Source organism: Methylocystis bryophila (assembly GCF_027925445.1).
GTDB classification, from domain to species: Bacteria; Pseudomonadota; Alphaproteobacteria; order Rhizobiales; family Beijerinckiaceae; genus Methylocystis; species Methylocystis bryophila.
Genome location: NZ_AP027149.1, coordinates 2,738,674 through 2,760,941, shown reverse-complemented (window position 1 = coordinate 2,760,941; position 22,268 = coordinate 2,738,674). Strand labels below are relative to the sequence as shown.

Below are 22,268 nucleotides of genomic sequence, written 5' to 3'. Positions count from 1 at the left end.
TGATCCGCTTTACGAGGGCATAGTCATGTCGATGCGAACCCGTTTATCGATTGCGGCGGCAGGCCTGATCACCGCCACTGTCGGCGTCGTCGCCTTGGGCGTCACGACCGGCGCGGGCAACCAAGCCCTGCTCATGTTCGAAAGGCAGCACGAATGCGGCGACCGGTACGAAGCCGCCAAAGTCGCCGATACGCTCAACGGCCAAAGCTGGGGGGAATTTTTCAAAGTCTGCCACGCCAGTCTGCCCGCGCCGACCCAGGTCGCCGAACCTGCCGCGCCCGCCACGGCGACCACGGCCGCCGCGGCTACGGCCGATAAGGCGAACGCCGCTCCGACGCCGATGGAGACGCCGGCGAAGCCGGCCGCGGCGTTTTTAGCGTCCCCTCCTGCGCAAAAAGGCGCCGCCACGGCGGCTGCAGGGCCGACGTCGGCGAACAAGTCGGCCACGCGCCCCGCGCATTGGAAGGAGTCGAAGCCGAGCGGAAAGCGCACTGCGCCGAGCGCCACAAGAGTGATCCCAGCGCCGCATGGAACAAGCATTGGCGCGCATCCGACGGGCGTTTGAGCGCAAGATGCGCTGCGTTCAGGCGGAGCCGGGGAGCATTCGGCTTACCCCAGCAAGCCGCCTTCACGCGGCGCCAGCGGATTGTCGAGGAGCGCCGCGGGATCGGGCGCGTCCACCGCCGGCGCGCCGGCGAAAGCCGCGTAGAGGCCCGAGACGAAGCGCTCCTCCAAATCTTTGACGATGAAGACGATCCGGGTGCGGCGGTCGGCGTCGGGCCAAGCGGCGAGACGGTGCGGCGGATGGAAGACGTGCTGCACGCCATGGATCACGACGGGAGAATTGGCGTCGTCGGAAAGCGCAACGATCCCTTTGACGCGCAGAAGCCGCGGGCCGTGGGCCTGGCGCAAGAGCTCGAGAAAAAGGTCGAAGGCTTGAGGGGCGAGCGCCTTGTCGCTCGTCATGCAGAAGGCGCGAATATGCGCGTCATGGCGATTGACGTCGGCGTGGCCGTGATCGTGACCATGCTCGTGGTCGTGAGCATGATCGTGGTCGTGCTCATCTTCGGCGAGCAGGCTTCGAGCGTTGAGCCAAGCATCGAGCCGCGGGGTCTTTCCTTCGGCGTCATAGAGGCCGCAATCGAGAAGGGCCGCAGCCGACGCCTCGCCATCTGCGGCGATCAGGATGCGCGCCGTCGGATTGAGCGCGGCAAGCCTTGCGCGGAGCTTGCCGAGATTTTCCGCACCGCGAGGCAAATCGGTCTTCGTGATGACAATTCGGTCCGCGACGGCGGCTTGCTTGACCGCCTCCTCATGGGCGTCGAGCGTCGCTTCGCCGTTCACCGCGTCAACGAGCGTCACGACCCCATCGAGCCGGTAGCGCAGCAAGAGATAAGGATGGCGCATGATCGCATGCAGGATCGGCGCAGGATCGGCGAGTCCTGTCGTCTCCAGCACGACGCGCGTGAAAGGCCTAATTCGGCCGTTGTCGCGCTGGCGCAGCGCATCCTCGAGCGCCGCGACGAGATCGCCCCGAATCGTGCAGCAGACGCAGCCCGAGCTCATCACGATCATGTCGCCGTCGATCTTCTCGACGAAGAGATGGTCGAGCCCGATCTCGCCGAATTCGTTGATCAGAACCAGCGTGTCGGCAAATTCGCTCGATGCGAGCAGTTGATTGAGCAGCGTCGTCTTGCCGGCCCCAAGAAAGCCGGTGAGGACCGTTAGCGGAAGGGGCGGCGGGGGACGGCGGGGCTCAGCGGGCGCCCAAGCGCTCATCTCGCCTCCGCAACGCGGCTCCCGCCCGCCGCGGCGGTCGAGCGCGACGAATGATGCTTCGCCTTGCCGGGCCCATGCTTGCGCGGCTTACCTTTTGCTGGCTCGGAATCGTCGCCGCTTTCAGCGCTGTCTTGCGCCTTGGCGGAGTCGTGATGATGGCCCTTCCCTTTCGCCTTATGCTTGCCGGACTTTCCATGCGGCTCCTCCGCATCGTCCTGCCCCGCCGCGGCCGCGAAGGCTCTTCCGCCGGCGCCCCAGACGGTCAGCTTGCCAGGCTCCGCAAGCGGCGCGGGAACGAGTTGAGGTCCGCCGGGCTCATCCGCGCCCACGGCGAGCTTCGGATCGCGAGGCTTGGCCACCGGTCCGGCATATCCCTCGATCGGACCCGTATGAACGAGGACCGGGTCGAAAGCGAGGGGCTGCGCGTTGAGATGCCCCTCCCCCGACTTCTGCGCGGAGTCGCCGAGCATTTGGATCGGCGCATCCTCGAATTCGGCCACATATTGCTTATGCGCCTTGCCGTGGCGCACGCAGATCTTGTCGCGCTGGTCGGGCGCCGGCCCGACGCCGGGACCCGGCAGCTCGGAGGCGAGACCTTGGGGCTGCGCTCCCTGGAAGGCGCGATCGAACAGCGCCGCCGTGCGCAAGGTGCGGGCCGCGCCGCTTGGCGCGCCGAGCACGACCGTGATGAGCTTCTTCGAGCCGCGCGTCGCCGAGGCCACCAGATTATAGCCGGCGGGACAGGTGAAGCCGGTCTTCATGCCGTCGGCGCCGGGATATTGCTTCAGCAGACCGTTGTGCGTCGGCATGATCCGCCGGCCGATGCGAAAAGCGCCGATGTGGTAGAGGTCGGCGGATTCGGGAAAATCAACCAGCAGCGCTCGTCCCAGAAGCGCCAGGTCGCGGGCCGAGGAGACCTGGCGATCGTCGGGCAGCCCGTTCGGATTGACCCAATAGGATTCCTTCATGCCAATCGCCGCCGAGGCTTGGTTCATCTCGCCCGCGAAGGCTTCGATCGAGCCCGAGACTCCTTCGGCGATCGTGACCGCTATGTCATTGGCCGACTTGACCATGAGCATGACGAGAGCATTGCGCAGGGTCACCTGCTGCCCGGCGCGAAAGCCCATTTTCGACGGCGCCTGCTCGGTCGCGCGCTCCGAAACGACGAGCGGCGTGTCGAGCGTGATCCGTCCTTTGCGCACCGCGTCGAGCGCGACATAGGCGGTCATGAGCTTCGTGGTCGAGGCGGGAAACCAGACTGCGGTCGCCTGATCCTGCTCGAGCACCTGCCCGGTCGCAACGTCGATGACGATCGAAGGCGTGGCCATAGCCGGGCCAGCGAGTCCCAGACCCAAAACCAAGGCGACGACTCGGCGTAACGCGCCCCCGGATGAAAGTTTCATGCGCAAATTCCCCGATCCGCGCCGCGTCTCGAAAGTCGCGAGCCCGAGCCCCTTTATGACGAGTTTACCAAACTCGCCAAATCCGGCGCAATTCGGGCGCCTAGGGCGTTGCCGATCATCTCGAAAGGCGCCTCGGGGGTCGAATCGTGAATCTTTTCGCCTGATCGCCTGAAAGCGTCCGACGCCCGCCGCCGCTCGTGCTAAACCTACAATGCGGTAAAGGGGAAACGTCTCGGGTGATCGACAAGCTGGAGTTCTTCATCGCGCTCGCGGGAGAGCAGAGCTTCTCGCGCGCTGCGGAGGTTTGCGGGGTGACTCAACCCACGCTTTCCGCGGGCGTGAAGCAGCTCGAGGACTCGCTCGGCGTGCTGCTCGTCAATCGCTCCTCGCGGTACCACGGGCTCACTCGCGAGGGGGAGCATGTGCTGGTCTGGGCGAAGCGCATCGTCGCGGACACCCGCGCGATGCGACAGGAGGCGCGATCGTTGCGCGACGGGCTCTCCGGCCAGCTCAGACTCGCCGCCATACCGACCGCGCTCGGAGCCGTCTCGTCCCTCATCGCGCCGTTCCTCGACAAGCACCCGGGCGTCCGCGTCAAGGTCATCAGCGCGGCCTCGGTCGACATTCTGGCCATGCTCGACAATCTCGAGATCGACGGCGGCCTGACCTATCTCGACAATGAGCCGCTCGGGCGCGTGCGCAGCGTGCCCTTGTGGAAAGAACGCTATCGGCTGCTGACCGTCGCGGGAAACCCGCTTGGCGATCGCGAGCGCGTCACCTGGGCCGAGGTCGCGCGCCTGACGCTATGTCTTCTCACGCCCGACATGCAAAATCGCCGCATCGTCGACCAGTTGATGCGAGAAGCCGGCAAGCCCCCGCAGACCGTGCTCGAATCGAATTCGATTATTCTGCTTTACGATCACGTCAAGGCGGGCCGCTGGGCGACCGTCATGCCGGAGAAGATTGCGCAGACCCTCGGCGTGACGCCCCCGCTCCGCTCGATCCCCATCGTCGAGCCCGAGGCGGTGCATGAGATCGGCCTCGTCGCTCCGCAGCGCGAGCCGGCGCCGCCCCTCGTCGCCGCTCTCCTCGTCGAAGCCAGAAAGTTCGCAGAAAGCGGGGCTTTGAACCTACCATAGGCTGTTTCTATCGTTCTATGGTTCCCGGCCATTGATTGGAACCTGAAATTACGGCAATCTCATCTTTCAACTAATCAAAATAGAAGAACCGCGCCGCGCGCCGGCGTTCGGCTCACGGTCAAAAAGGGAAGAAATGTCGCAAGTCGCTGCTTGGGACTCCGCGCGCGCGCAGGAGATTATCGATGCGCATCTCCATTTGGAGGGCCCCGCCATGCCGATACTGCACGCATTGCAAGAAGAGTTCGGCTGCGTCCCAGAGGCGGCCGTGCCTCAAATCGCGCAGGCGCTCAACGTGTCGCGGGCGGAGATGCACGGCGTCGTCACCTTCTATCACGACTTTCGCCGAGAGCCGGCCGGCCGCCATGTGCTGAAGATCTGCCGTGCGGAATCGTGCCAATCGATGGGGTCGGAGAAGATCGCCCAAGACTTCCTCGAAAGAATCAAGACGGATTGGCATCACACGACGCCGGACGGCGCGCTGACGATCGAGCCTGTCTACTGCCTGGGGCTCTGCGCCCATAGCCCTTCGGCGCTCTTTGACGGCGAGCCGATCGGGCGCGTCGACGGCGAGACGCTCGACGCAATCGTTGCGGAGGCGCGCCTGTGATGACGAAAGTCTTCGTTCCTCTCGACATGGCCGCCAAGGCCATGGGCGCGGACAAGGTCGCCGCGGCGATCGCCAAGGAAGCCTCGGCGCGCGGCCTCGACGTCCAGATCGTGCGCAACGGCTCGCGCGGATTGCTCTGGCTGGAGCCGCTCGTCGAGGTCCAGACCCCACAGGGTCGGATCGGTTACGGCAATGTGGCGGCAAAAGACGTCGCCTCGCTCTTCGAGTCGGGCTTTCTCACCGGCGCTCAGCACAAGCTCTCGATCGGCAAGGTCGAGGACCACCCCTTCTGGAAGCGCCAGCATCGCGTGACCTTCAAGCGCTGCGGAATCACCGATCCGCTCTCGCTGTCCGACTATGAGTCGCTGGGCGGCGGCGTGGGTCTGGCGAAGGCCTTCGCCATGTCGCCCGCCGAAGCGGTCGCGGAGGTGACGAAATCCGGTCTGCGCGGACGCGGCGGCGCCGGCTTCCCGACGGGGATCAAGTGGAAGACGGTCGCCGACACGCCGGCGGATCGCCGCTATGTCGTCGTCAACGCGGACGAAGGCGACAGCGGCACTTTCGCCGACCGCATGATCATGGAGGGCGATCCCTTCGCGCTGCTCGAGGGCATGATCATCGCCGGCTACGCCGTCAACGCCTCGAAAGGTTATGTCTATCTGCGCTCGGAGTATCCGCAGACCGCGGTAGTCTTCGGCCGCGCGATCGAGATCCTGCGCGAAGCCGGGTGGCTCGGCCCGAGGGTCCGGGGCTCGGATTTCGCTTTCGACGTAGAGCTGCGCATCGGCGCCGGCGCCTATGTCTGCGGCGAGGAGACGTCGCTGCTGGAGAGCCTCGAGGGCAAGCGCGGCATCGTGCGGGCCAAGCCCCCCTTCCCGGCCATCGCCGGCCTCTTCGCCAAGCCCACGATCGTCAATAATGTGCTCTCGATCGCGACGATCCCGATGATCTTCGAGGAGGGCGCGCAAGCCTACGCCGATTGCGGAGTCGGGCGCTCGCGCGGCACCATGCCGCTGCAGATCGCCGGCAACGTCAAGTATGGCGGGCTCTGCGAGGTCGACTTCGGCCTGACGCTCGGCGAGATTGTCAATGAGATCGGCGGCGGGACTCATTCCGGCCGGCCCGTGCGCGCCGTTCAGTGCGGCGGTCCGCTCGGAGCCTATGTCCCGGTCAAGGACTTCGACCTCATCTTTGACTACGAGGATTTCGCCAAGCGCGACGCGCTGATCGGCCATGGCGGCCTGGTCGTGTTCGACGACACGGTCGATATGTTGCAGATGGCCCGCTTCGGCATGGAGTTTTGCGCGATCGAAAGCTGCGGAAAATGCACACCCTGCCGGATCGGCTCGACGCGGGGCGTCGAGACGATCGACAAGATCCGAGAGGGCTTCAACGTCGAGGCGGAGATCGCTCTGCTCGAGGATCTGTGCAACACCATGAAGTTTGGATCGCTCTGCGCTCTCGGGGGCTTCGCGCCCTACCCCGTGCTCAGCGCGTTGCGCCATTTTCCCGAAGACTTCCGCAGGAAGTCCGTTGCCGCCGCGGCGGAATGAGGAGCTAACGCCATGAGCGTCATTAAAGAAATCGACTATGGCACGCCGGCCTCGCAGTCTCAGAATATGGTGACTTTGACCATTGACGGCCAGTCGGTCACCGTGCCGGAAGGCACGTCGATCATGCGCGCGGCGATGCAGGTCGGCAATGAGATTCCCAAGCTTTGCGCTACAGACAGCATCAAGGCCTTCGGCTCCTGCCGCCTCTGTCTCGTCGAGATCGAAGGCCGCGGCGGCCTGCCGGCCTCCTGCACGACGCCGGTCGCGCCCGGGATTACGGTTCACACGCAGACGCCGCGCCTCAAGGCGGTCCGGCGCGGCGTCATGGAGCTCTATATTTCAGATCACCCGCTCGACTGCCTGACCTGCGCAGCCAATGGCGACTGCGAGCTGCAGGACATGGCCGGCGCGGTCGGTCTGCGCGAAGTCCGCTACGGCTATGACGGCGCCAATCACGTCTTCGCGCGCAACAGCGGCGAAGCGAATTTCGAATGGCTGCCGAAGGACGAGTCAAACCCCTACTTCAGCTACGACCCGTCGAAATGCATCGTCTGCAATCGCTGCGTGCGCGCTTGCGAGGAGGTGCAGGGCACCTTCGCGCTGACGATCGCCGGCCGCGGATTCGAGAGCCGCGTTTCCCCCGGCATGTCGGAAGCCTTCATGGAATCCGAATGCGTCTCCTGTGGCGCCTGCGTGCAGGCCTGCCCCACCGCGACGCTCATCGAGAAGTCGGTCGTCGAGGTCGGCCAGCCGGAGCACTCGGCGGTGACGACCTGCGCCTATTGCGGCGTCGGCTGCGCCTTCAAGGCGGAAATGCGCGGCGAGGAAGTCGTGCGCATGGTTCCGTGGAAGGACGGCAAGGCGAACCACGGCCATAGCTGCATCAAGGGCCGCTTCGCCTATGGCTACGCGCATCACAAGGATCGCCTGCTCGAGCCGATGATCCGCGACCAGATCACCGAGCCCTGGCGCATCGTCTCCTGGGAGGAGGCGATCGCCTTCACGGCGCGGCGCTTCAAGGAGGTCCAAGCCAAATACGGCAAGGATTCGGTTGGCGTCATCACCTCCTCGCGCTGCACGAACGAGGAGAGCTTTCTCGTCCAGAAGCTCGCCCGCGCGGGCTTTGGCAACAACAATACCGACACTTGCGCGCGCGTCTGCCATTCGCCGACCGGCTATGGCCTCAACCAGGCCTTCGGCACCTCGGCCGGCACGCAGGATTTCGACTCGGTCGACGACGCCGACGTCATCGTCGTCATCGGCGCCAATCCGACCGACGCACATCCGGTCTTCGGCTCGCGCATGAAGGCGAGGCTGCGTGATGGCGCGAAGCTCATTGTCATCGATCCTCGCAAGATCGATCTCGTGCGCTCGCCGCACATCGCAGCCGATTACCACCTGCCGATCAAGCCCGGAACGAACGTCGCCATCGTGACCGCGCTCGCGCATGTGATCGTGACCGAAGGACTCGTCAACGAGACTTTCGTGCGCGAGCGCTGCAACAAGGACGAATATCTGGACTGGGCGGCCTTCGTCGCCGAGGAACGCAACAGCCCGGAGGCGACCGAGAAATTCACGGGCGTGCCGGCTGCGGACGTGCGCGCCGCCGCGCGCCTTTACGCCACGGGCGGCAACGCCGCGATCTACTACGGCCTCGGCGTCACCGAGCATAGCCAGGGGTCGACGACCGTCATGGGCATCGCCAATCTGGCGATGGCCACGGGCAATCTCGGCCGGCGAGGCGTCGGCGTGAACCCGCTGCGCGGCCAAAACAATGTGCAGGGCTCCTGCGACATGGGCTCTTTCCCGCACGAGCTGCCGGGCTATCAGCACATCTCGAACGAAGCCGCGCGTGAAGCCTTCGAGCAAGAATGGGGAGTGAAGCTCGACGCGGAGCCGGGCCTGCGCATCCCCAACATGTTCGATGCGGCGATCGACGGCACCTTTAAGGGCCTCTACGTCCAGGGCGAGGACATTCTGCAGTCGGACCCGAACACCAAGCATGTGTCCGCGGGTCTTGCGGCCATGGACCTCGTCGTCGTGCAAGATCTCTTCCTGGTCGAGACGGCGAACTACGCCCATGTGTTCCTGCCGGGCGCGACCTTCCTCGAGAAGGACGGCACCTTCACCAACGCGGAGCGCCGCATTCAGCTCGTGCGCAAGGTGATGAGCCCCAAGAATGGCTATGGCGACTGGGAGATCACCCAGCTCATCGCGAAGGCCATGGGTCTCGACTGGGACTACAAGCACCCGAGCGAGATCATGGACGAGATCGCGCGCCTGACCCCGAGCTTCCGCCGAGTCTCGTTCAAACGCCTCGAAGAGGAGGGCTCGGTTCAATGGCCCTGCAATGACGAGCACCCGCATGGCGTGCCGATCATGCACATCGACAAATTCGCGCGCGGCAAGGGCAAGTTCGTCATCACCGAATATGTGCCGACGGACGAAAAGACCGGACCGCGATTCCCGCTGCTGCTGACGACGGGGCGCATTCTCTCGCAATACAACGTCGGCGCGCAGACCCGCCGCACGGAGAACAGCAGCTGGCATCCCGAGGACGTTCTGGAGATCAGCCCGCATGACGCTGAGGAACGCGGGGTCAAGGACGGCGACTGGGTGCGCGTGCAGAGCCGCGCCGGCGAGGCGTCGCTGCGCGCCAAGATCAGCGCGCGCATGGCGCCCGGCGTGGTTTACACGACCTTCCATCATCCGCAGAGCCAGGCCAACGTCATCACCACCGACAATTCCGACTGGGCGACCAATTGCCCGGAATACAAGGTGACCGCTGTGCAGGTGTCACCGACGAACGGTCCTTCCGACTGGCAGGAGCGATACGCCGCCCTGTCCGAGGCGAGCCGCCGCATCGAGACGGGGATCGAAGCCGCGGAATGAGCGAAGGCGTTCCTGCGCCCGTTGCAATGGCGGCGTGCCTCGCGCGCCGCCACGACGAGCTCACGCCGGGGTCTCGCCTGCTCCCCGAGGAGACGCCGATCGCGTTCACCTATGGCGGCTCGACCCATGCCGTGATGATGGCGACTCCCGCCGACCTCGAGGATTTCGCCGCCGGCTTCGCGCTGACGGAAGGCTTGATCGACGCCGAGGCGGGGGCGCTGGAGGTCGAAATCGTCGCGAGCGATTTGGGCGTCGAGTTGCGCAGCTGGCTGCCCGGCGAAGGCCAACGCCAATACGCCGCGCGGCGACGCTCTATGGCGGGGCCGACGGGATGCGGGCTCTGCGGCGTGGAAAGCCTGGAGCAGGCGATCCGAGAGCCGCCAAGGGTCGGGGAAGGCTTTCAGGTGCAGGCCACGGAGATGGTCCGAGCGATGGAGCGCCTGTCGGACAGCCAGACGCTCAATCAGCAGACGCGCGCCGTGCATGGCGCCGCTTTCTGGCGCCCCTCCGATGATCTCTTGATGCTGCGCGAGGATGTGGGGCGCCACAATGCGCTCGACAAGCTCGTCGGCGCGCTCCTGCGAAGACGCGTGTCGGGCAAGGACGGCGTCGTGCTGATGACAAGCCGCGTGTCTGTCGAACTCATCCAGAAGGCGGCGCGCATCGGCGCGCCGGTCATCGCGGCGATCTCGGCGCCGACGGCGCTCGCGGTTCGGACCGCTGAAGCTTGCGGCATGACGCTCGTCGCGGTAATGCGAGGGCGAGACTTCGAAGTCTTTACCCACCCCGAACGCATCGTGGAGCCGGCTCCAGCCCATGTCGCATAGTTCGATCGACACTTTGGTGAGAATGGCCAATCAGATCGGCCAGTTCTTTTCCGCCCAAAAGTCCGGCGACCAGATCGCGGACACTGCCGACCATCTCAAACGATTTTGGCCGTCCCGCATGCGCTTGAAAATCGTCGATCATGTCGCGAAGGGCGGAGACGGATTGAACCCCATTGCGCTCGGGGCCGTCAGACGCATTTCTGAAGACGACACCATAGCGAAGCAGGTGCAACCGCATGGCGCATAATTCGGTCGAGACGCTGGTGAAGATGGCCAATCAGATCGGGCAGTTCTTCTCGGCGCAGAAGTCAGGGGACCGGGCCGCCTCCGCCGCGGACCATTTGAGAAAGTTCTGGGACCCGCGCATGCGCGCCGGCATCATCGACTATGTCGCCGACGGCGGAGAGGGCTTGAATCCCACGGCGCTCGAAGCCGTCAAGCGTCTCACGCGTCCGGGCGGATGCCGCGGCTCCAGCATGCGCTCGGGCGGCGAGGACGGCTGAACCCCTTAGAGCGCGATGCGGTTTTCTGGGGAGCGTCATATTCTATATTGAAGGCTCTGAGCGCTTCATTGAAGGCTCTGAGCGCTTCTTGGCGCTCACCTTTGCGAAAGCTCGCTCCGGGTTTTCTCCGACACATGCGCTTCGGCGCGCGCCTAAATGCTTGAGGAGAAATTCATGTCCGCTGGCGGCCCTCGCGACTCTGCCTCGTCCTTCGCGCAGTCGACCCCGCCCTGCGCCGAGCGAAAGCCAATGCGGCGAAGCTTCCACGGCCGCATGATCGAGGATGACTACGCCTGGCTCGCGGCGAAGAATTGGCGCGAGGCGCTACGCGATCCCAGCTCCCTGCCCGGCGAGATCGGCAAGCTGCTCAAAGCCGAGAACGCGCATTGCGACCAGGCGCTCGTCCCCGCCAAAGCGCTGCGCAAAACCCTCCTCGCGGAAATGCGCGGTCGCATCAAGGAGGACGACGCCGATCCGCCCGCGCCCGACGGCCCCTACTCTTATTACCAGCGCTATCGCGCAGGCGGGGAACATCCGCTGATTTGCCGGCGTCCGCGCGGCGGCGGCGACGAGGAAATTTTGCTCGACGCGGAAGCGCTCGCCAAAGACCACGACTTTTTCGAGATCGGCGACGCCGCGCATTCCCGCGACCATGCCGCACTTGCCTGGAGCGTGGACGACAAGGGCTCGGAGCTTTACGCCGTCCGCACGCGCGCCTTGAGCGACGGGCAAGATCGCGCCGATGTGGTTCTCGAGACGGACGGCTCCATCGTCTGGAGCCTCGGCGGGACGAGCTTTTACTACGTCCGCGTCGATGACAGTCACCGCACGGACGCGGTCCAGATGCATAGGATTGGCGCGCGGCAGCGCGAGGATCGGCTCGTCATCGAGGAGCGCGATCCCGCCTGGTTCGTCTCGCTTTCCGAAAGCCGCTGCGGACGTTTCGGCGTCGTCACGATCCACGGGCACGACGCGAGCGAATGCCATCTCATCGATCTTGCGGACGAAAACGCGCCGCCGCGCCGGGTCGCGCCGCGCGAAAGCCGCCTGCGCTATGATGTCGAGCCGCATGGCGAGCAGATCTTCATCCTCGCCAATGCCGACGGCGCCGAGGATTTCGCGATTTTTTCAGCGCCGCTCGGCTCGTCGTCGCGTGCGGATTGGCGCGTCGTCGTTCCTCATCGCAAGGGGCGCATGCTCGTCGCCATGACCGTCTATGCGCGCCATCTCGTCTGGATCGAGCGGGAGAACGCGCTGCCGCGCCTCGTCATCCGCGAGATCGAGAGCGGCGCGGAGCACGCCATCGCCTTCGAGGAGGAGGCCTATTCCCTCGCGCTCGAGCCCGGGCTCGAATTCGACACGACGACGTTGCGATTTGTCTATTCCTCGCCGACGACGCCCGAGGAGACCTACGATTACGACATGACGACGCGTCAGCGCGTCCTCATCAAACGTCAGGAGATTCCAAGCGGTCACGACCCCGAGAATTATGTCGCGAGACGGATCTCGGCGAAGGCCCCCGACGGCGAAAGCGTGCCCATCACGCTCCTACACCGTAAGGGCTTCGAGCCGGGCGAAGGGGCGCCGCTGCTGCTTTATGGCTATGGGGCCTACGGCCATTCGCTCGACGCGGAATTCGATCCCGATGTGCTTTCGCTTGTCGATCGCGGATTCGTCTACGCGCTCGCGCATGTTCGCGGCGGCACGGAGCGCGGCTGGAATTGGTACGAGAACGGCAAGCTCGACCATAAGCCGAACAGCTTTTCCGACTTCATCGCCTGCGCGCGCGCGCTCATCGACGCCGGCTTCACGCGCGCGGGCGCGATCGTCGCGCAAGGCGGCTCTGCCGGAGGCATGCTGATGGGCGCCGTCGTCAACATGGCGCCGGAGCTCTTTGCCGGCGTCATCGCCGAGGTGCCCTTCGTCGACGTGCTGAACACGATGCTGCGCGCGGATCTGCCGCTGACGCCGCCGGAATGGCTCGAATGGGGCAATCCGATCGAGGACGCTACGGCCTTCGCGCGGCTCGCGAGCTATTCCCCCTACGACAATGTCGCGGCGCAAAACTATCCACCAATCCTGGCGCTCGCCGGACTGACCGACCCGCGCGTGACCTATTGGGAGCCGCTGAAGTGGGTCCAGAAGCTGCGTGCGACAATGACGGGAGGCGGACCCGTGCTGCTCAAGACGCAAATGGGCGCGGGACATGCGGGCGCCTCGGGCCGCTTCGAGTCCCTGGAAGAGACGGCGCTCGAATGGGCCTTCGCGCTGATGTGCGTGGGGTGGGGCGGCGAGGAGGCGTGAGAGCCCCCACCCTAGCCTCTTACGCTATTGCATGGAATCTCTGGAAATCTGAGGGTTACTATTGCAGAGAGTCGTGAGGCTGCCTCTGCATCTCGACCCGCCCAGTCCCACAATAATCCCGAGCCTCCGACGGAAACAGCAATGAGCGCCGATCCGGTGCTGTCCTCGCGCTCCTTGATCTCTGGACAGAGGTTGCCGACCATCGTTCAGCATCTGAGGAATTCGATACAGCGAAGTTTTCTTCCTTTCGCTGGCTGCATGCTTCAATGGCGGTTAGCCGCAGCGCTGATCTTCGGCATTGCTTGTGCCGGACGAACTGAGCCGACTCAAGCGGCTGTTCCTGACATGACTTTCGATCTTGTGCAATTACAGAGCGGTAACTGCACAACCGAGTGCCCGAGAGTGTTCACGGCTGTCGGCGGCATTGTTGAAACGTCGCCGCAATCCCTGCTGGCCTTCATGCGATCGCAGCTGGGTCAGCGAAATCTGCGTTTGGTCGTGCTTCTAAGTTCGCCGGGCGGAAGCGTCGCCGCGGCGATGCGGATTGGCAGGTTGCTGCGTCGCGTCAACGCGATCGTGATCGTGGGGCGCGCAAAAGCTACGGAGGCGGGCGCCGCACAGCCGATCGGCGGTCAGTGTATCGCGGCCTGCGTCTATGCGCTGATGGGCGCCGTGCAGCGGATCGTGCCGAAGGAGAGCGTCGTCGCCCTAATGCGCATGTACCTGCCGATGCAGTCTGAAAACACGACCTCGAAACAACATGACGACGGGAAGATGCGCCGGGTTTTGACCGATTACGCCAAAGAGATGGGCGTGGATCCAGCGGTCGTGGACCTGGCGGAAGGGCAAACAGACGACAAGCTGCGGCCGCTCAGCGCTGATGAGATTGAGAAGCTGCTACATGGCGCCAGAAAACTCTCGAACGGCTCGACGGGCGAGGCCGCCGCCCCGCAGCCGCAAACGACGGCGTGCGGAGCCGGAGCGACAATGCCTAACTGGCAGGGGGGAAGCGGCGTTGTTGTCGGATTCCTGAACACCGAGCAGGCCATCCAATTGTTGCAGGCGACTCAGGCGCGCACGAAGCTGGCGATCAACCCGAATTTTCTTGGCAATAGAAGAGCGTTAATCCGTATCGACGGCGCAGAGAATGGACATCAGGTCGTCGCGCTCGTTCCCGTGAGGATGAAGGTCGATCCGGGCGACCGGGTCAAATACGAAGGTGGCCGCCTCGATTCCTCATTGCCATGCCATTATATCCCGAACCTGATCATCAACCCGCGCTGAGACTCCGTTCGCGACGGCGTTCCGGCGTGGCGTTTTCAGGGTCCCCAGGGACGACCAATTGACCTAGCGTTCGAGCACCCGACTGACCGTCCAAGGAATGAAATGGCAAGGCAGACTATGATCCCTGTAACGCGAATTTAGTTCGATTAGATCGCCTACCTTGACGGTCATGGCGGGAGGAACCGCCGCGATTGTTTCCATGCCCGTCAAGGATGTTACCGTATCTACGTGAGGCCAATCGAGATAAGCGGGGTTCACCTTTGCGCCAAGACGGGCCTCAACTCTCGCTGTCGCCGCCAGAACCGCCTCCGGGGTAATGGTGCTGATTACGCGCGCCATGATATGCTGAGGAGCATCCGGTATCTGTCTGAGAGCCAGTTGCGCAGCGCAGTCTTGCTGCGTTCGTTCCGATTGACTCTTGGAACCGACAGCGGACGCCCCTGACTGGATGTCGGAGTGGGGCAGCCAGGCGGGCGCGCTTGCCGCGAGCGAAGTTAGCATGGCCGACCCGATTACCAGCCGCCGCCAAGTGGGCGCCGTCGACCAGAGCGTTTGCGTCGACGGTTCCGGCTGTGCTGATTGCGCTGGTTGCGCGCCGCTCCGCAACTGTGAAGGCACGCGCTCAGTCCGCGGCCTGCGCCACGACGCGCCCGGCTGCGTCGATCAGGTTGATGCTTTGCACGCCACGCTGCTTGGCCTCAATCAGCGAGTCGGCGACGGATTCTTCGATTGCGCGAACTAGGTCGCGCGACGATGCGCAATTGCCGAGCTTCTTCTGGCGCGTCATGAGATCGACAAGTATCTGCGGGTCGATGCCTCCTTCCCTCACGTCGAGGCCGTACTGTTTGATCATACGCTCGATCTCCAAGGCGGCCACTCGGGCGATGTCGAGATCCACCAATGGATTGAATACAAATATGCGATCAATCCGGCTCAGGACTTCCGGCGCGAAGCCGGCGGAACGCAAAGCAGCGTCCGCGTGGCGGCGTATATCGTCCGGAGACTTTGCAAACTCTCGGCTAATTATCGCCAGCGCATCAACCGCAGCATTGGTCGTGAGAATAAAAATTGCCGCCGTAGTGCCTATATGGTTTTCGTTAGACGCTTCGGTGATAAAGCCGTCATTCCAAGCGGTCAAGAAATTCTTGTGGACGTTCGAATGCGCCTTTTCGAATTCGTCCAGCAAGACCACCGCATTCGGAGTGTCACGCAATGCGCCAGTCAATTTGCCGTAGGAGTCAGAGCCTACGTAGCCCTTTGGCGAACCGAACAAAGAGGTCGCAGCTAAGCCGGCGCTAGAATATTGGGTCATATCAAGATGGATCAACTTGCGATCGAGCGCGTCCGCAAGCACTTTGCCTAAATAAGTTTTTCCTGCGCCTGGCGGCCCTGCGAAGAGGAACACCCCCACAGGCTTGCCGCGCTGCTGCAAGGCGAGCCGTCTACGGATTTGGGCGGCGACGTCGTCGCAAATCGCATCCTGCCCAACCACCTGCGATTTCAGCGCCCGCGCAAGCGCATCGGCGTCGATGAAGACCGCCTGCGGCTTCGACTGCAGTCGCAGTTCAAGCTCACGACGATTGGTCAACCTGTCGAGAACGTCCATAAGCCCTGTCCAACGCGTCAAAATTTTTGGCATTCGCCCCGTCGCTCGCAGCCACCCGAGAAGCGCAAGCGAAACCGATACTGCAGCTGCAACGGCAAGAGTCCACTCTATCACCTCAGCATGCCGATCAACCCAGCTAGCCAGAGGAGACTTGGATAGCCATTGTCCAAGATAGCCGAGCAGCTGTACGAACGCCAATATCCCGATCGCCGCCATGAAGATCGGCATGAGACGATTCAATTTTGCAAGGATCGAGGTCATAAATGAAGCTCGACGCCCGAAGGGGTGATGAAACCTCTCAACCGGGGCGAGCGCTCCTCATTCGAGCCCCAGGCGACATCGCCGTGTGTGGCGCTCATGCGCATCATCCAGCCGCTCCCGAGGGTCGTAGCCAATCACGCAAACGCCCGCACCTCGCCTCCACGCGTTGCGTCTAAAGGCGGTCTCGACCCGCCGTCCATTCCAATACGGAACCTTACATTCTTTTCAACGCTTATGCACCGCCGTTTCCCCTGGGCCGCTTCGAGTCCCTGGAAGAGACGGCGCTCGAATGGGCCTTCGCGCTGATGTGCGTGGGGTGGGGCGGCGAGGAGGCGTGAACCCCTCCCCTGCCCTCGCCGATTCGCGGGAGAGGGCGCGGCTACCGGGGGCTGGCGCAGCGATCAGCCCTTTCCCAGGGCGTGGACGGCGTCGAGCCCGGCGCGCAGCCCTCGCGCCAATCTCACGGCGTCCTCAGTCGCCCAGAAATGAACGAAGTAAAGCCGAGGCTCCTCGTCGAGCATGTGGTTGTGCACGGCCGTGACCTCGATCCCGTTTGACTGAAGCGCTTTCAGCAGCGGCTCCACTTCTTTTGCCGTGGCGACGAAATCCCCCGTTATTGCGGCCCTGCCATCGCTCGTGGATTGGAAGTTGATGACATTGGCGATCCCCATGGCCGGGGACACCGTGGCGCCGTCAGCCTTCACCTGATCGGCCTTCGGAATGCTGAATTGATAGACGCCGCCGTTGTTCTTGCCTTGGAAGCCGAGCGCATCGTCGACTTGCGCCGTATCGAAGGCAATTTTTGGCGGCTCGCCGACAGAAGCAGAGGGACTCTCGAAAGGCGTTTTCGTTTCCGCGAGGGCTTCCCGAAGAATTTTCGCCAGCTTCACCGGATCGCCATGCGCGGCGACGTGCATGTAGAAGGTCGGGGGGCTGGCGCGCAGAAGATGGTTATGGACGGCGCTGACCTCGACGCCGTTCGCCAGCAGCGCCCGCATCACCGGATTGACCTCGGCTTCGATCAGCACGAGATCGCCCATCATCATAGCCTCAAGCCCCCTCGGCTCGAACGCGATCCAGCCCCCAAGGGCGAGGCCCGGCTTGATGCTGACGCCGTCAAGTACGACGTGAAGATCGCTACGCGGCAGGCCGTATCTATGGACGGTTCCCGTCACCGTGGACTTTTTGCCGATCGCGGAATCGACTTGTGACCAGTCTGTTTCCGCGATCGCGGCAGACGCGGATACAAGCCGCGCTGCTGTAGCGAGGGTGAGGAATGCTGTCTTCATGATCTCTTCCTTTCTTCTCACGCTTTCTCGACCTGAATGGAATCATTCGAGCGAAAAAAAGTCATGAAAGTCAGAATTATTTGAGCAAATTCTAGCAACAGAAGTCTATCAACTTTTGGAGATAATTGGCTAAGCGCGCACCCGCGAGAAAAATACCTGTCGCTACAACGCAAGAACCCGCCAATGTTGGTAGCATGCCGAGCCCGAGCCTGAAGATCGCAAGCGTAGCGGCGTCCAAGTGCGCAAAGTTCCGGCAATCGATGCTGCTGAGAACCGGCGCGTCGAAAGACGAGTCGGACTGCAGACCAGTTAGCGAGGCTCAGAATGACTGCGACGACGGCGTCAGTCGCGATCGCCCCGGGAAAATGAAGAGTCAGCCGGAGTTGAGGACGCCGAGGGCCCAGCGCCTCAGTCAACCTACATAGGTGGCAAACGCGAAGCGCTTCAGCCAGCGATAGGGCGTGTGCAGGCGCGCTACGATGCGCAGAAAGCGGCGCTTGGGGCTGCGGCCGCCTCCCAACATTATCGTCGATATTATGAGGGAGATCAGACATGCACCAGCGTCCCCACGGAATGGGTTGGACGCGATGCTTGGGCATGTCGCCTAAAGGGGAGACCGCTTCCCCATGGAGGAGGAATCTGACGCTTTGGAAATGAAAGTCAAGCTCGACGACAGGGCTCTAACTTTGGGGTTTGACACGCCCGGAATGGCTTACCCCACGCCCACATTGTCGAGCAGATTCGCTAGGGCTTCGGGATAGATAAGCTCGCGCGAGGCGGCGATCTCTTCCTTGCTCCACCACTTCCAGCCCAGCACATAGGACGCTTCACTCTCGGTGAGCGCTCCCAATTGGGGCTCGAAGGTCGGGCAGCGCACGAGAAAATAGCGCTCGACGCCCTGCACCCAGCCGCCCGGCAGCAGCAAGGGGAACTCGCGCGACGCGACGGCGGCGCCGACATCGACGCCCGAAAGCCCGGTCTCCTCGTAGAGCTCGCGCGCGGCGCAAGCTTCAAAACTCTCCCCGGCTTCGCGCGCGCCGCCGGGCTGTCCCCAAAAGTGCTCATAGCCCCGCGCGGCGACGTCGGGCAGAATGCGGCTTGCGAATTTGATCAGCAAGGTCTCGCCCTTCGGATTGACGAGCAGCACCCGCGAAGCCTCGCGTCGCGCGAGCGCGATCGTCTCGTAGGGCGCGACGATGGGCTTGCGTTTGTCGGCCTGCGCCCAATCGAGGAGCGACCATTTTTCGTTCTCGAAGACGAACCAGTTCGGCGCGGCGTTGAGCGCGGGGAGCACGCGCGGCTCGTCGAGGCGCTTCTCCATCGCCACGCGCCAGGCGATGTCGAGCACGCCGGCATGCACCACGACGAGCAGCGTCTCGCCGGGATGGGCGCTGGCAATTTTGGTCAAGCCGGCGCGCACGCGCGCCGCGAAGCGCATGAGCGTCTCGCCGCCTGGGGCGGCATAATCGGCGCGGCGATCCAGGTAATGCCGATAGTCCTCAGGATAGCGCGCCGCGACCTCCTCATGGCTCAAGCCATGCCAGAGGCCGTCGTGCTTCTCCCTTAATTCCGGCCTTTGCGTCAGGGCGAGACCGCGCCGCGCCGCATGCGGGCTCGCCGTCTCTATGGCGCGGATAAGATCGCTCGAATAGACGCGAACGAAGGAACGTTCGGCGAGCTCCGCGTCGAGCGCCGCCGCTTGCATGCGTCCCTTGTAGTTCAAGGCTATGTCGAGCTGACCCTGGAAGCGCCTCTCGAGATTCCAATTCGTCTCGCCATGGCGGGCGAGGCAGAGCAGCGTGCGGGGCATGTCGGACGAATTTTCCGGAGAAGAGGCGATCGCAGGCGCCAGGGATCAGTCCAGCGCTCGCCTATCGGCCTATTTGCCCCGCGTGGCAAGCCGAAAGGCCTCAATCCTCCCCCTTTCGTCTGAGACAAAGCCTCCCCGCGCGGGAAAGCTGACGGCGGAACTCGGGAGCGAGCCGCAAAAAAACGTCAGGCCCATCGCGCGCCGCGTGACCGGCTCTCGCCCGACGACGCGGCGCGCGAGTCGGAAAGCTCTATCGATGGATCGTGGACGACTGATCGCTGGCCCCGCCGCTCAGATCCGCAGCGCTCACGCCGACGACGTCCTGCCTCGGGCCGCCGATATCGTATTTGAGCCCGAGAAAGAAAGTGCGCTCGGGGTAGGGATTGGGATTAACCAGGGCTTTGTTGTTGCCGATATTGTTGACGCCGGCGGTCGCGGTCCAGCCTGGCGCGATTTTGTACTGCGCTTTCGCGTCGAAGACGAGATAGGAGCTGTCCGTGCTGCCATAGGAGTCATGGCTGAAATCGGTATTCGCGAGACTGACGAAAGCGCCCGTCGCGAAGCGCATGGAGGCGCCGATGGAGAATTTGTCGTCCGGAGAGTAGCTGATGGTTCCCCGCAGGCGAATGCGAGGGATGCGAGGGACCTGATTGCCGTCAAACCACGGCGCCAGCTTATCCGAAAGCATTTTGGTGTCCGTGAAGGTCGCGCTGAACTCGCCGTTGAGCCCATGCCAACCGAGGCCGTTCGCGGTCAAGAGCCCTTCTATGCCGTGGAAGTGAACCTTGTTGATATTGATGGTCTGAGAAAATGTGGTGGCGCCGACTGTGTTGGATTGGGTGTACATGTAATCCCAGGCGTCCACATTGAAAAAGCTGACCCGCGGCGTGAGCATTTCAGCGGCTCCGTCGAAAGCGTTGCGCCAATGATATTCGCCGCTGAGATCGTAGTAGGTCATGGATTCAGGCTGCAGATTGGGATTGTTGAAGACGACCGTATTGGGAGTCGAGATCGCCTGGAACATCTCGGAGACGGTCGGGAAGCGATAAGCTCTATCGATCGAGCCTCGGAGCAGGAATTCGGGGGTCACCTGCCACTCCAGCGCGCTCTTGGGCGAGAAGGCGCCCTTGTACGCCTTGGGGTAGAGAGCAAGCGTGGTTCTGTTCAACTTGGTGACATTGCCCAGGCTGTCATTTGCGCCTTCGAAGGCGGTCCACCAATCGCCGCGCGCGCCCAGGGTGAGACGCCAGTCCGGATGGAACTTCCACTCGTCCTGAATGTAGGCGCTCCGCGTGTTCGTCTTGCCGTAGTTGATGGTTTGGATGTCATAATAATAGTTTGACGTCGCGACATTGGTGTTGGTCTGCACGCTGTTCAGCGAATAGAGCCAATCGCTTAGGCCGAAGGAAAGGATGTGCTTGCCGAGCAGATCCTGCTCGGGGCGCGCGATGAAGCGCCCATCGAAGGTGCGCCAAAAATTGCCGCCCTGATTGACGTTCGAGCCGGTCGGGTTGATGTTCCAAGCGGTGACGTTGCCTGCCGCGTTAACGGCGGTCGGCAGGAAGCCATATTGCGAATAGGTGTTAGTATAGTCGCGCAGAAAATTATATTGCGTGCCCACGAGGTCGAAATCGAAGAAGCCCTTCGTGTCGCTCTTGAATTCCGCCGTGTTCATCATGTGCGACGCGTTGGAATGCGTCGGGTTCAGGGCGCCCAGCGTGTAAGAGCCATAGGGGCCGTCATTGATCTTGATTCCGCTGCCGAGGCCGTAAAGCGGCACGCCACTCGTCGTGTACATGTACGGTTGGACGAAAGTATCGTCGACCAGGGACCAGAAGCCGGTCTGCCAGGTCGCGCGCACCGCTGGCGTGAAGTCATAGGCGAGCTTGACCTTGCCGAAGTGTTGCTGGCTGTGGTCGGCGCCGGCGCTGCCGGCGATATTGCCCAGAGTCCCGCCAGGGGTCGGGAACCCATTGGCGGCCGTGCCGCCCCCCACGTAAGGGGCAAACATGCCGCCGAAGGCTTTTAGGCACTTCGTTCCACATGAGGTTGTGAATTGATTTTGAGAAAAGGTCTGCGCCTGGCCCTGCGCGTCGAGCCGGTCGTAGATCACCCAGTACGAGAAATTCTCTTTGCGATCGCCGAGCGCTGCCGACATGTGCCCGGAAAGATCGGTCTCCTTGTCCTCGAACCAGTGGAAATACTGCAGCGCAGAATTGCCTTCGGCGTGAAACTCGAAAGTTTCCGGCATGCGCGTCGTGATCGTGTAGACGCCGCTTTCCGAGTTGCCGCCGTAAAGCGCCGAGAACGGACCCTGCATCACATCGACGCGCTCGATCTCGACAGGCGACACCATGTTCCAGCGCGGCGGATAGGCGTAGCTGTTGCCGAGATAATTCGAGAGCAGCACGCCGTCTGCGTAAAGCATCGTGCGCGCGCTATCTTGAGGGTTGTTGATGCGTCCCTGGATCGTCGCATTGCGGTCGCCGATGAAGCGTTCGCGCACGAGCGTGCTCGGGAGATTTTGGATCGTCTCCGACGACGTCATGACGTTCACGGTCTCACTGATCTGCCGTTGGGTCACTGAGGCCACGTCTCCAACATGGGCGACGCTGGCGGGCACGTAGGAACCGCTGAAGGGCTTGTCGGTATGACCCAGCGCATCGGCGACAGGCGCGGGCGCCGGGGCGGCGACGGGCGCGGGCGCCGGGTGTGTCGCGACGACCGGCGCGGTCGTGTGGGTGGGCGCGCTATGCGTGGCCCCCAGACTCGGGCGATGCGCCTGTTGCGGCTTATGGGGGCGCACCACGCGCGCGGCGCCGACGTCGATCGACGGCAAGGATTGCTGCGCGCGCAGCTCGTTAGAGCCGAGAACGAAGAGGGCGCAGACGGAGACGCTGGTGAGGAGACGGGGGCGATGCATAATCGATCCTTTCGTCCGCGCCGATGAAGACGCGTCGATACGAACGCTCCTTCGGCGCGCGAAACGCGCGGCGCCGGAGCCGTTGCGG

16 protein-coding genes are annotated in these 22,268 nt (G+C 63.4%); 10 read left to right on the top strand and 6 right to left on the bottom strand.

Annotation, left to right across the window (positions count from 1 at the left end):
• Window positions 1-25 precede the first annotated feature (25 nt).
• Window positions 26-565, top strand: coding sequence for a hypothetical protein (locus tag QMG80_RS12840; protein WP_085773167.1), 540 nt, complete (start codon window positions 26-28; stop codon window positions 563-565).
• Between the two features lie 44 nt (window positions 566-609).
• Here the strand turns inward: QMG80_RS12840 and QMG80_RS12835 are convergent, their stop codons facing one another.
• Both QMG80_RS12835 and QMG80_RS12830 read right to left on the bottom strand, forming a co-directional pair.
• Window positions 610-1,779 (bottom strand): CobW family GTP-binding protein, encoded by a 1,170-nt coding sequence (locus QMG80_RS12835; protein WP_085773166.1) that lies wholly within the window; start codon window positions 1,777-1,779, stop codon window positions 610-612.
• Complete coding sequence (locus QMG80_RS12830; protein WP_085773165.1) at window positions 1,776-3,182, bottom strand: D-alanyl-D-alanine carboxypeptidase family protein; 1,407 nt, start codon at window positions 3,180-3,182, stop codon at window positions 1,776-1,778. The genes QMG80_RS12835 and QMG80_RS12830 overlap by 4 nt, the downstream gene beginning before the upstream one ends.
• A 236-nt stretch (window positions 3,183-3,418) precedes the next feature.
• On the opposite strand from QMG80_RS12830, the gene QMG80_RS12825 reads away from it, so the two are divergent.
• The 9 genes from QMG80_RS12825 to QMG80_RS12785 all read left to right on the top strand — a co-directional run bounded on the left by QMG80_RS12825 (window position 3,419) and on the right by QMG80_RS12785 (window position 14,291).
• A complete protein-coding gene (locus QMG80_RS12825; RefSeq protein ID WP_085773164.1) occupies window positions 3,419-4,321 on the top strand; it encodes a LysR family transcriptional regulator in 903 nt (300 codons plus the stop codon).
• Window positions 4,322-4,454: 133 nt separating this feature from the next.
• A complete protein-coding gene (locus QMG80_RS12820) occupies window positions 4,455-4,928 on the top strand; it encodes a formate dehydrogenase subunit gamma (RefSeq protein WP_085773163.1) in 474 nt (157 codons plus the stop codon).
• Window positions 4,928-6,481 (top strand): formate dehydrogenase beta subunit, encoded by a 1,554-nt coding sequence (locus tag QMG80_RS12815; protein ID WP_085773162.1) that lies wholly within the window; start codon window positions 4,928-4,930, stop codon window positions 6,479-6,481. Before QMG80_RS12820 ends, QMG80_RS12815 begins: the two co-directional genes overlap by 1 nt.
• Window positions 6,482-6,493: 12 nt before the next feature.
• On the top strand, window positions 6,494-9,373 hold the full coding sequence (gene fdhF, locus QMG80_RS12810) for a formate dehydrogenase subunit alpha (RefSeq protein WP_085773161.1): 2,880 nt from the start codon (window positions 6,494-6,496) through the stop codon (window positions 9,371-9,373).
• Complete coding sequence (fdhD, locus tag QMG80_RS12805) at window positions 9,370-10,200, top strand: formate dehydrogenase accessory sulfurtransferase FdhD (RefSeq protein ID WP_085773160.1); 831 nt, start codon at window positions 9,370-9,372, stop codon at window positions 10,198-10,200. Before fdhF ends, fdhD begins: the two co-directional genes overlap by 4 nt.
• The gene (locus tag QMG80_RS12800; protein ID WP_085773159.1) at window positions 10,190-10,447 is read left to right on the top strand and encodes a formate dehydrogenase subunit delta; all 258 of its coding nucleotides are present in this window, start codon (window positions 10,190-10,192) and stop codon (window positions 10,445-10,447) included. Before fdhD ends, QMG80_RS12800 begins: the two co-directional genes overlap by 11 nt.
• The gene (locus QMG80_RS12795) at window positions 10,437-10,703 is read left to right on the top strand and encodes a formate dehydrogenase subunit delta (RefSeq protein ID WP_085773158.1); all 267 of its coding nucleotides are present in this window, start codon (window positions 10,437-10,439) and stop codon (window positions 10,701-10,703) included. The genes QMG80_RS12800 and QMG80_RS12795 overlap by 11 nt, the downstream gene beginning before the upstream one ends.
• 174 nt (window positions 10,704-10,877) lie before the next feature.
• The gene (locus QMG80_RS12790) at window positions 10,878-13,007 is read left to right on the top strand and encodes a S9 family peptidase (RefSeq protein WP_085773157.1); all 2,130 of its coding nucleotides are present in this window, start codon (window positions 10,878-10,880) and stop codon (window positions 13,005-13,007) included.
• A gap of 141 nt (window positions 13,008-13,148) precedes the next feature.
• Window positions 13,149-14,291 (top strand): COG3904 family protein, encoded by a 1,143-nt coding sequence (locus QMG80_RS12785; RefSeq protein ID WP_085773156.1) that lies wholly within the window; start codon window positions 13,149-13,151, stop codon window positions 14,289-14,291.
• Window positions 14,292-14,913: 622 nt separating this feature from the next.
• On the opposite strand, the gene QMG80_RS12780 is transcribed toward QMG80_RS12785, so the two are convergent.
• The 4 genes from QMG80_RS12780 to QMG80_RS12765 form a co-directional block, all read right to left on the bottom strand.
• Complete coding sequence (locus QMG80_RS12780) at window positions 14,914-16,158, bottom strand: AAA family ATPase (protein WP_085773155.1); 1,245 nt, start codon at window positions 16,156-16,158, stop codon at window positions 14,914-14,916.
• Between the two features lie 401 nt (window positions 16,159-16,559).
• Window positions 16,560-17,447: a DUF1259 domain-containing protein gene (locus tag QMG80_RS12775; RefSeq protein ID WP_085773154.1), complete on the bottom strand. Its 888-nt coding sequence runs from the start codon at window positions 17,445-17,447 to the stop codon at window positions 16,560-16,562.
• 712 nt (window positions 17,448-18,159) lie between these two features.
• Window positions 18,160-19,257 carry a histidine phosphatase family protein gene (locus tag QMG80_RS12770; RefSeq protein WP_085773152.1) on the bottom strand — a complete coding sequence of 366 codons (1,098 nt, stop codon included), beginning with the start codon at window positions 19,255-19,257 and terminating at the stop codon, window positions 18,160-18,162.
• A 250-nt stretch (window positions 19,258-19,507) separates the two neighbouring features.
• The gene (locus QMG80_RS12765) at window positions 19,508-22,180 is read right to left on the bottom strand and encodes a TonB-dependent receptor (RefSeq protein WP_085773151.1); all 2,673 of its coding nucleotides are present in this window, start codon (window positions 22,178-22,180) and stop codon (window positions 19,508-19,510) included.
• Window positions 22,181-22,268 lie beyond the last annotated feature (88 nt).